Origin of the sequence: Streptomyces sp. H27-H1, from assembly GCF_026627445.1 — a bacterium.
Lineage (GTDB): Bacteria > Actinomycetota > Actinomycetes > Streptomycetales > Streptomycetaceae > Streptomyces.
The window spans coordinates 185941-196253 of the sequence record NZ_JAPNLJ010000016.1 but is presented as its reverse complement, the minus strand read 5'-3'; the positions used below and the strand labels follow the sequence as shown (position 1 = coordinate 196253).

The following is a 10313-nucleotide window of genomic DNA, read 5'->3' as shown; positions in this document are numbered from 1 at the left end:
CGCCAGCCTGGTGTCACCCATCCATCCAGGAGAGCGACCCAGGACCAGCCACGTCAGGCGAACCCCAAAACCTGAAACAGAACACGACTCACGAGGCGAGCCAAGACCTCAAAACCAGATCACTAGCGCACCGAGAACAGCCGGCCGTACGACGTGATGGCGGTGGCCGGGGTGCCGGTGGTGCGCAGGGCCGCCCACAGGAGGACCTGGTTCGCGGTGAGGACGGGGCGGCCCAGGGTGGCCTCCAGGGCCGCGATCGCCCCGACGGCGCGGAACCCGTTGCCGCCGATGACGACCGCCTCCGCCGTGTCGGGGACGTGCGCCGCCACCCAGTCGTGCAGGACCCGCGGCCCGATCAGGGCCTGCCCGCTGGGGAGGCCGCAGGGGGCGGCGTAAGGGACCTCGAACCCGACGTCCTCGTAATAGCCCCGGCCCAGGTCGGTCAGCGTCTCGTCGAACCACGGCGGGTCCACGAGGGCGAGCCGGCCGGCCCCCAGCGCCCGCAGGGCCTCGACGGTGGCGGCGCAGGTGGCCACCACGGGCAGTCCGTGGGTGCGCTTGCGCAGTCGGTCCAGCATGTACCCCTCCCCGCGCGGCCCGATGACGTAGGCGGAGCTGGTGAAGGCGTAGGCGATCACCGCCACCGGGGCGGCGGCCAGCAGCTCGGCGGCCTCGTCCACGTACGGGGCCTCGGCGAAGGCCCGTACGGGGGCGAGCGGGATGGTCGGGGCCATCGCACCGCCGCCGCCCATCGCGCCGAACGGCACCCGGGCGGTGTGCAGGCCCACGTCGGCCGGAGCCATGGCGCGCAGCTCCGACTCGGGGCCGACATCGGCGTGCGGGGTCAGGACACCGAGGCGGACGCGCACGTCCCACCCGTCGGGCTGCCACATCGCGTGTTCCTCTCGGAGGCCGGGAGATACGGGAGGTGTCCCACCTTGTCACCGGAAGGGCCGCCGAGGTGCCCGGCCGCGCCGCCGGGGCCGCGGCCCGTGGGAGCCTTCCCGGTTTTCCACAGGGCCGAGGGGATCCGGACGGATGTGTCCGAGGAGGTCGCTAGGCTTCAGGGATGACCCCATCGGAAGCAGCCGTCGAGATCCCCGAGGCCCAGCAGGTGCTCCACCGCGTCTTCGGGTACGACTCGTTCCGCGGCGAGCAGCAGCAGATCATCGAGCACGTCGCCGGAGGCGGCGACGCGCTGGTGCTGATGCCGACCGGCGGCGGCAAATCGCTCTGCTACCAGATCCCGGCCCTGGTCAGAGCGGGCACCGGAGTGGTGATCTCACCGCTGATCGCGCTGATGCAGGACCAGGTGGACGCCCTCAACGCGCTCGGGGTGCGGGCCGGATTCCTCAATTCGACGCAAGGCTCCGACGAGCGGCGCGGAGTCGAGCAGGCCTTCATCAGCGGCGAGCTCGACCTGCTCTACCTGGCACCCGAGCGGCTGCGCACCGAGGGGACGCAGCGGCTGCTCGACCGGGGCACGGTCTCGCTCTTCGCCATCGACGAAGCGCACTGCGTCGCCCAGTGGGGCCACGACTTCCGCCCCGACTACCTCGCGCTGTCCATGCTGCACGAGCGCTGGCCGAAGGTGCCGCGGATCGCTCTGACCGCGACGGCCACCGAGGCCACGCACGCCGAGATCGCGGCGCGCCTCGGTCTGCAGGACGCCCGGCACTTCGTGGCCGGCTTCGACCGGCCGAACATCCAGTACCGGATCGTGGGGAAGAACAACCCGGTCAAGCAGCTGCTGGAGCTGATCCGCACCGAGCACCCCGGGGACGCCGGTGTCGTCTACTGCCTCTCGCGGGCATCAGTGGAGAAGACGGCGGCCGCCCTGGTGGAGCAGGGCATCGACGCCGTGCCCTACCACGCCGGCATGGACTCCCGGGCGCGTGCGGCCAACCAGTCGCGGTTCCTGCGCGAGGACGGGGTCGTGGTGGTGGCCACGATCGCGTTCGGCATGGGCATCGACAAGCCCGACGTGCGCTTCGTGGCCCACCTGGACCTGCCCAAATCGGTCGAGGGCTACTACCAGGAGACCGGCCGTGCCGGCCGCGACGGGGAGCCGGCCACCGCATGGCTGGCCTACGGTCTCCAGGACGTGGTGCAGCAGCGCAAGATGATCGAGGGCTCCGAGGGAGACGAAGCGCACCGCCGCTCGCTGGCCGGACACCTGGAGGCGATGCTCGCGCTGTGCGAGACGGTCGGCTGCCGCCGGGTGCGGCTGCTGGCGTACTTCGGGCAGACCGGTGCGCCGGACTGCGGGAACTGCGACACCTGCCTGACGCCGGCCGAGTCCTGGGACGGGACGGTCGCCGCGCAGAAACTGCTGTCCACGGTGTGGCGGCTGGCCAAGGAACGCCGGCAGAAGTTCGGTGCCGGCCAGATCATCGACATCCTGCAGGGCAAGAAGACGGCCAAGGTCATCCAGTTCGACCACGACGGGCTCTCGGTGTTCGGCATCGGGGCGGACCTGGGCACGACCGAATGGCGCGGGGTCGTACGGCAGTTGCTGGCGCTCGGACTGCTGGCGGTGGAAGGCGACTACGGCACGCTGGTGCTGACCGAGGCCAGCGGCGAGGTGCTCGGCAGCCGCCGGAGCGTACAGATGCGCAAGGAGGCGGCGCCGACGGCCGGTTCGTCCCGCAAGGAGTCCGGCGGCTCGCGCTCCGGCAAGGGCGGCCGGGTACCGGTCGACCTGCCGGCGGCCGCAGTCGCGGTGTTCGAGTCCCTCCGCGCGTGGCGCGCCGAGACCGCGCGGGAGCAGGGCGTACCGGCGTACGTCGTCTTCCACGACGCCACGCTGCGGGAGATCGCGACCCAACTGCCCTCCACCGTCGCGGAACTGGGCACGATCAGCGGCGTCGGCGAGGCGAAGCTGACCAAGTACGCCGAAGGCATCCTCCGCACCCTGGAAGGCTCCGACGCGGGTCCGGCGGAGAGCGCCGGTGCCGCGCCGAGCGCCGCCCCCGCGCCGAGCGCCGATCCGGCAGGAGCCGGGAGCGTGGTGGCCGCGAGGAAGGCGGCCTCCCCGGCCCCGGCCCCGGCCCCGGCCCCGGCCGCTGCTGTCCCGGTCGCTGCCGCGACGGTCGCCGTGGCCGCGCGCACGAGTCAGGCCCCGAAGGAAGGGGAGGGGGAGTCCCTCTTCGGCCCGGAGGACGAGGAGATGGACCCGCCCTGGGACGACTGGGAGTAGGCCGCGCCGCCGACCGGGTCCCCGGGGGCCTCCGGCCGCGCGGGCGGCTGGTGTGGGCATCAGCCCCGGGGGGCGGGGGCCCGCGTCGCGGCCACGACCGAGGCGGTGGTGACGATCCGGGCGAAGCCGCCGCCCTGGAGGTTGACCGCAGTGGCGGTGGCCAGCTGGTCGGCCGTCAGCCGGGGTGCGTCCGGACCGGTTCCGGCGGCCAGGTCGAAGGTGTGCGTGGCGTCGAGCGGCACGAGGACCTCGTACCCCAGGTTCCCGGCCATCCGGGCCGTGGTCTCGACGCACATGTTGGTCTGGATGCCGGCGAGGACGAGCTGCCCGACGCCCTGGGCGGTGAGCCACCCGGCCAGGTCCGGGGTGCCGTAGAAGGCCGAGTTCACGGACTTGGTGATGTCCAGGGCGGCCCGCGGCGCCCGCTCCTCGACGAAATCCTTGAGGGCGTGACCGGGCCGGTCCGGCGCGAGGACGGAACCCGCGGTGCGGGAGGCGTGCCGGACGATCACGACGGGCCGCCCGGATTCCTGCCAGGCGTCCATGAGTGCGGCGATGTTCTCCTCGGCGGCCGGATTGTTGCGCGGCCCCCAGAAAGCCGAGTCGTCGAAGCCCCGCTGGACGTCGATGACCAGCAGGGCGCTGTTCGGGGCGATCTCGATCTGGTGCACGTTCCGGCTCTCGTTCTCGGTCGTCGTCATGCACCCATCGTCGGCGGCCCCGGGCCCCGGAAACAGCACCTCGCCTGACCCGAACCGATGAGTTCCCGCCACTTTGGCAGACATCGCGCGGGGTGCCTTCCGAGCCTTCGCCCCTCCCGCCCGCCGCGGGCTCCGTGGCAGACTCACCGCCATGCACCGCGTCGCGATCGTCGCCCAGCCCGGCATCCGCGCTTTCGACCTGGCCGTCATCACCGAGGTCTGGGGTCACGACCGCGGTCACCTCGGGGTCCCGCCCTTCGAGCTGCGCCGGTGCGCCCTCGATCCCGGCCCGATCCCGCTCCCCGGTGGCCTGTCCCTGACCCCCGACCGCGGGCTCGACTGGCTCGCCGAGGCCGACCTCGTGGCCGTACCGGCACTGGAGCAGCCCTGGGATCCGACCCCCGAGCCGGTCCTCGCCGCCCTGCGCGACGCCCACGCCCGGGGCATCCCGGTGGCCGCCCTGTGCGCCGGCGCCTTCATCCTCGCCGAAGCCGGGCTGCTGGCGGGCCGGCGGGCCGTGACCCACTGGTCGCTGGCCCCGGCACTGGCCGGCCGATACCCCGCCGTACGCGTCGAGGAGGCCCCGCTCTACGTCGAGGACGGCGGGCTGTGGACCTCCGCCGGGGTCGCCTCCGGCATCGACCTGTGCCTGCACCTGGTCCGCGAGGCCCACGGCTCCGAGGCGGCCGCCGCCATCGCCCGTTCGATGGTGACCGGCCCCTTCCGCACCGGCAGGCACGCCCAGTACCTGGACCGCCCGACCCCGGCCGCCGACCGGACCGCCGAGGCACTGGCCCTCGTACGGGAGCGGGCGCTCGGGCGGCTGCACGAGGCGCTGGACGTGGCCACCCTGGCCCGGTGGGCCGGGATGTCGCCGCGCTCCTTCGCCCGGCACTTCGCCGCCGCGACCGGCACCACCCCGCACAAATGGCTGCTGGGACACCGTCTGGACGAAGCCCGCAAACTGCTGGAGCGCACCGATCACCCGGTCACCGAGGTGGCCCGGCGGGCCGGATTCGCCAGCGAGGTCACCTTCCGCCAGCATTTCACCTCGTACGTCGGCACGAGCCCGCGGGCCTACCGGGCGGCCGCTACCGCACCAGGACTCCCGGGACCTCCCCCAAACCACGCCGACAGTGTTAGAAATGGCTCATGACCGGACGTTCTGGGCTACCGAGGGGCTCTGAAGGAGCGCCCGAGGACAGGCCCCCGCCCGAAGGCGGGTCCCCACCCGACGACGGGCTCCCGTCCGGGCCCGGACAAGGCCGGTCCGGGGACGGACGCGGGGACCGAGACGGAGACGGAGACGGGCACCGGCACGCGGACGGCCCCGGCCCCGCCGGCCGTCGCGCGCGTCTCCTGGCGCGCCGCCTCACCCGCCCCGTCTCCCGCCTCTTCGCACACCTCTCGCTCGGCGCCCGCAGCGTCGCCGGCCAGGTCTTCGCCCTCCAGGCCATCCTGGTCCTGGTGCTGATCACGGCCGCCGCCGCGGCCCTGTTCTTCCAGGCCCGGTACGACAGCCAGCGCGACGCACGCAACCGCTCCCTCGCCGCCGCCGAGGCCTTCGCCCACGCCCCCGGCCTCCCGGCGGCGCTGGAGTCCGCCGACCCCACCGCCGTGCTCCAGCCGCTGGCCGAGGGCGCCCGCCGGGCCTCCGGCGTCGACTTCATCGCCGTCATGACCACCGAGGGGATCCGGTACACCGACTCCCGCCCCGAGCTGATCGGCCTGCGCGCCACCGGCGACTTCTCCCGCGCCGTGGCCGGGCAGGCCTTCACGGAGACCTTTGAGGGCAAGCCGAGCGACGTGGTCCGCGCCGTGGTCCCCGTACGGGACTCCGCGGGCACGGTGGTCGGCCTGATCGCCACCGGCATCGAGGTCGCCAACGTCGGCGACGTGGTCGAGGGCCAGCTGCCCCTGCTCCTCGGCGCGGCCACCGGCGCCCTGCTCCTCGGCACGGGCGGCGCGGCCCTGGTCAGCCGCCGCCTGCGGCGCCAGACCCGGGGTCTCGGCGAGGCCGAGATGACCCGGATGAACGAACACCACGAAGCGGTTCTGCACGCCGTCCGCGAGGGCGTCCTGATCATCGACGCCGAAGGCCGGCTCATGCTCGCCAACGACGAGGCCCGCCGACTCCTCGACCTGCCCGCCGACGCCGAGCAGCGGCACGTGGGCGATCTCGGCCTCGACCCGCGCACGGCCACGCTGCTGGCCTCCGGGCGGGTCGCCACCGACGAGGTGCACCGGGCGGGCGACCGGCTCCTCGCCGTGAACGTACGGCCGACCAAGCCCTACGGCGGCCGCCCGTCCGGCACCGTGACCACGCTGCGCGACTCCACCGAGCTCGCCGCGCTCTCGGGCCGGGCCGCGGTCGCCCGAGACCGCCTCCAGCTGCTCTACGACGCCGGTGTGCGCATCGGGACCACCCTGGACGTGGTGCGCACCGCCGAGGAGCTCTCCGAGGTCGCCGTCCCCCGGTTCGCGGACTTCGTCACCGTCGAGCTGCTGGAGCCGGTGCTGCGCGGGGAGGAGCCCGGAAGCGGCACGCACACCGAGATGCGGCGGGCCGCCGTCAGCGGGATCCGCGTCGACTCCCCGCTCCAGCCGGTGGGCGACGTCATCCGCTTCGTGGTGCCGACCGCGCCGATGGCGGCGGCCCTGGACGCCGGGCGGGCGGTCCTCGCGGCCGATCTGCACAGTGCCTTCGGCTGGCGGGCCCAGGACCACGACGGCACCCGGGTGGCCCTCGACTACGGGCTGCACTCGCTGATCTCCGTACCGCTCCAGGCCCGCGGGGTGGTCCTCGGCATGGCCAACTTCTGGCGGACCGACACCCCCGAGGCCTTCGACGAGGAGGACCTGTCCTTCGCCGAGGAGCTGGCGGCGCGGGCCGCGGTCTCCATCGACAACGCCCGCCGCTTCACACGCGAGCACGCGGTGGCCGTCACCCTCCAGCGCAGCCTGCTGCCGCGGGTGCTGCCCGACCTGAGCGCCGTGGACGTCGCCTTCCGCTACCTGCCCGCGAAGGCGGGAGTGGGAGGGGACTGGTTCGACGTGATCCCGCTCGCCGGGACCCGGGTCGCACTGGTCGTCGGCGACGTGGTGGGGCACGGGGTGCACGCCGCCGCGACCATGGGCCGGCTGCGGACCGCCGTGCACAACTTCTCCACCCTCGACATGCCGCCCGACGAGCTCCTGGGCCACCTCGACGAGCTGATCGACCGGATCGACCAGGACGAGTCCTCCGCCGACGAGCGCTTCGGGGACGGCGAGTCCTCCGGTGTCACGGGCGCCACCTGCCTCTACGCCGTCTACGACCCGGTGTCCGGCCACTGCGCCATGGCCAGTGCCGGGCACCCCGGCCCCGCCCTGGTCGGGCCCGACGGGCGGGTCGAGTACCCCGAGCTGCCGATCGGGCTGCCGCTGGGCGTCGGCGGGATGCCCTTCGAAGCCGTGGAGCTGCAGCTGCCCGAGGCGAGCAGGCTCGTACTGTTCACCGACGGGCTGCTGGAGGACCGCGACCGGGACTTCGACACCGGCCTAGGCCTGCTGACCGAGACCCTGGCCCGGCCGGACCGCAGCCCCGACCAGGCCTGCGCCGACGTGCTGGCCGCGCTGCTCTTCCCGGCGCCGAGCGATGACATCGCCCTGCTCATCGCCGACACCCGGCGGCTCCCGGCCGACCGGATCGCGGAGTGGGAGGTGCTTTCCGACCCCGCGGACGTCTCCCGGGTCCGCCGCGCGGGAGCCGCGCAGCTGGCCGCGTGGGGGCTGGGGGACACCACCTTCACCGCGGAGCTCATCCTCAGCGAGCTGATCACCAACGCCGTCCGCTACGGGAGCGCGCCCATCCGGGTCCGGCTGCTCCACGACCGCACCCTGATCTGCGAGGTCTCCGACGGCAGCAGCACCTCACCGCACCTGCGCTACGCCGCCACGACCGACGAGGGCGGGCGGGGCCTGTTCCTCGTCGCCCAGTACGCGGAGCGCTGGGGCACCCGCTACACGGACCGAGGCAAGGTGATCTGGGCCGAGCTCCCCCTGACGGGCACGCCCGAGCCGGCGCCGCCGGCCGACGTGGACCTGGCGGCCCTGGAAGACCTGGCCTGGTAGCGGAGCGGCGCCGGCTCGTACTGGACGTCTCGGGTTCCCCGGCAACGCGGCCAGGTGCGGTGCCGGGCGCCGCGGGCCCGCTGCCGCGAGAGACTGCCTAGGGCATGGGCAGGGTGCGTGCCAGCAGGACCGCCACGTCGTCCTGCGGGGCGTCCGGGAGCAGCCGCGCCAGGATCGTGTCGCACAGGTCCTCCAGCGGTTCCCCCGCGCCCCGCAGGGCGCCCGCCAGGCCCGCCATTCCCTCGTCCAGGTCCCGGTCCCGCGACTCGATGAGGCCGTCGGTGTAGAGCACGAGCAGGCTGCCCGGCGCCAGCAGCACCTCCTCCGTGCGGAACTCCCGGCCACCCGTGCCGAGCGGGGTCCCCGGCGGGCCGTCCAGGAAGGCCACGGTTCCATCGGCCGTGACCACGGCCGGCGGCGGGTGGCCGGCGCGGGCGATGACGCACGCGCCCGTCACCGGGTCGTGGACGGCGTAGACGCATGTGGCCATCTCGTCCTCGCCGAGGTCGGCCACCACCGCGTCCAGCGAGCGGAGCATCTGCTCCGGAGTCACCTGATGCCGCGCCAGTGTCCGTACGGCGGTGCGTAGTTGGCCCATGACCGCGGCCGCGTGGATGCCGTGGCCCATCACGTCGCCGATCACCAGGCCGGTCCGGCCGTCCGGCAGCTCGATCACGTCGAACCAGTCGCCGCCGACGTCGTGGTCGCTGGCCGGCAGGTAGCGGCCGGTCAGCTCCAGCCCGGCGACCTCGGGCAGCACGTTGTTGGTGAGGCTGCGCTGCAGGGTCAGGGCCGCCGCGCGCTGGGTGGTGTACATCCGGGCGTTGTCGATGTTGAGGGCCGCCCGGGCCACCACCTCGTCGATCAGCACGCAGTCCTCGTGGTCGAAGACCTCGCGCCCGCGCACCCGGGTCACCACCACGACGCCGAGCACCCGGCCGCGGGCCACCAGCGGGACCATCCGGGCGCAGCCCAGGGTGGCCAGGTACGCGCGTAGCGCGCCCGCGCGCGGATCCTTGATCAGGGCCGGGATGTCGGCGGTGTAGAGGTTCATGGGCTGGCCCTCGGTGATGACCTGCTCGTATGCGGTGCCCGCCGGGATCTGGAAGGTCTGCCCGGCGATCAGCTTGGCGGTGGGCGCGGTGGGATCGGGGAAGAGGGCGGCGAGGCGGCGCAGTACGCCCCGGGTGGACGCGCCGGCCTCGTCCGGGTCCAGTACGGCTTCCAGGAGCTGTACGTCGGCCGAGTCCGTGAGCTGCGGTACCAGCACCTCCACGATCTCCTGGGCCGTCTGCCCCAGGTCCAGCGTGGTGCCGATGCGGGTACCGGCCTCGGAGAGCAGGGCGAAGCGGCTGCGCGCCCGCTCCGCCTCCGCCTGGGCGCGCTGTCCGTCGGTGATGTCGATGAGGGAGGCGATCAGGCCGAGCCGCCTCCCGGAGCCGTCCAGCAGCGGGGCGTAGGAGCAGGACCAGGTCCGGTCGTGGTCGGGGTCGGCGGGGGTGCGGCCGGTGCGGCGGACGTCCACGACGGCGGAGCCGCCCTCCAGCACCCTGCGCATGAGCCGTTCGAGCGCGGAGGCGTTGACGCCGGGTACGACCTCGGTGAGCCGTTTGCCGATGTGTTCGGCGGCCGACACCCCGTTCATCCGGGCGAGGGCGTCGTTGACGCGCAGGAAGCGCAGGTCGGGGCCGAGGGTGCCGATGCCGATGGGCGACTGGGTGAACAGGCTCTGGAGCGCGGCGAGCGAATCGCGCATCCCCAGGACCTCGGAGGTCTCCACGGCGATGAGCATGGCCCCGGTGCGGCCCTGCGCGTCGGGGGCGGGCAGGATCCACATCTCCATCGGGACGCGGTGCCCGTCGCGGTGGCGCACGGGCAGGGTGCCTACGACGGTCTCGCCGGCCTGGACCCGGCGGGTGAGCTGGTCGGCGAGCTCGCGGTTGTTGTCGGGGACGAGCACGCTGGAGCCCAGCCGGCCGAGGATGTCCTCGGGGCGGTGGCCGAGCAGGTCCTGGGCGGCCAGCGACCACTCGACGACGACCCCGTCGGCGTCTTCCCGCCACAGGGCGATCGGCAGCAGCTCGGTCAGTACGCCCGCGTACCCGACAGCAGCCCCCGGCTGATCCGGTACCTCGCTCGTCTGCTGGTACGTGTCCAATGCACCGACCTCACCCCGGGGGGCCCGACTCCTACCGATTCACCCTATCCGAGCCTTCGCGGACCGGCGCTGTGTCGGGCCCCGTCGAATGCCACTGATGTCCCCGGCTCCGAGCGGGGCCGGGGCGGGACACCGCCCCCGG

The 10313-nt window shown here is 73.8% G+C and carries 6 protein-coding genes; 3 read left to right on the top strand and 3 right to left on the bottom strand.

Features of this window, described 5'->3' with window-relative positions:
* Positions 1 to 122 precede the first annotated feature (122 nt).
* On the bottom strand, positions 123 to 893 hold the full coding sequence (locus OTB20_RS19995; RefSeq protein ID WP_267819301.1) for a maleate cis-trans isomerase: 771 nt from the start codon (positions 891 to 893) through the stop codon (positions 123 to 125).
* A gap of 176 nt (positions 894 to 1069) precedes the next feature.
* Between OTB20_RS19995 and recQ the strand changes: the two genes are divergently transcribed.
* Entirely contained in the window at positions 1070 to 3199 is a 2130-nt protein-coding gene (gene recQ / locus OTB20_RS19990) for a DNA helicase RecQ (RefSeq protein WP_267819299.1), read from the top strand.
* Positions 3200 to 3258: 59 nt separating this feature from the next.
* Here the strand turns inward: recQ and OTB20_RS19985 are convergent, their stop codons facing one another.
* A complete protein-coding gene (locus OTB20_RS19985) occupies positions 3259 to 3900 on the bottom strand; it encodes a cysteine hydrolase family protein (protein WP_267819297.1) in 642 nt (213 codons plus the stop codon).
* 151 nt (positions 3901 to 4051) lie between these two features.
* Between OTB20_RS19985 and OTB20_RS19980 the strand changes: the two genes are divergently transcribed.
* Together OTB20_RS19980 and OTB20_RS19975 are read left to right on the top strand one after the other, a co-directional pair.
* Positions 4052 to 5056, top strand: a complete 1005-nt coding sequence (locus tag OTB20_RS19980) for a GlxA family transcriptional regulator (RefSeq protein ID WP_267819295.1) — start codon at positions 4052 to 4054, stop codon at positions 5054 to 5056.
* The gene (locus tag OTB20_RS19975) at positions 5053 to 8013 is read left to right on the top strand and encodes a SpoIIE family protein phosphatase (protein ID WP_267819293.1); all 2961 of its coding nucleotides are present in this window, start codon (positions 5053 to 5055) and stop codon (positions 8011 to 8013) included. The genes OTB20_RS19980 and OTB20_RS19975 overlap by 4 nt, the downstream gene beginning before the upstream one ends.
* A gap of 97 nt (positions 8014 to 8110) precedes the next feature.
* On the opposite strand, the gene OTB20_RS19970 is transcribed toward OTB20_RS19975, so the two are convergent.
* Entirely contained in the window at positions 8111 to 10171 is a 2061-nt protein-coding gene (locus OTB20_RS19970) for a SpoIIE family protein phosphatase (protein ID WP_267819291.1), read from the bottom strand.
* Between the last annotated feature and the right edge of the window lie 142 nt (positions 10172 to 10313).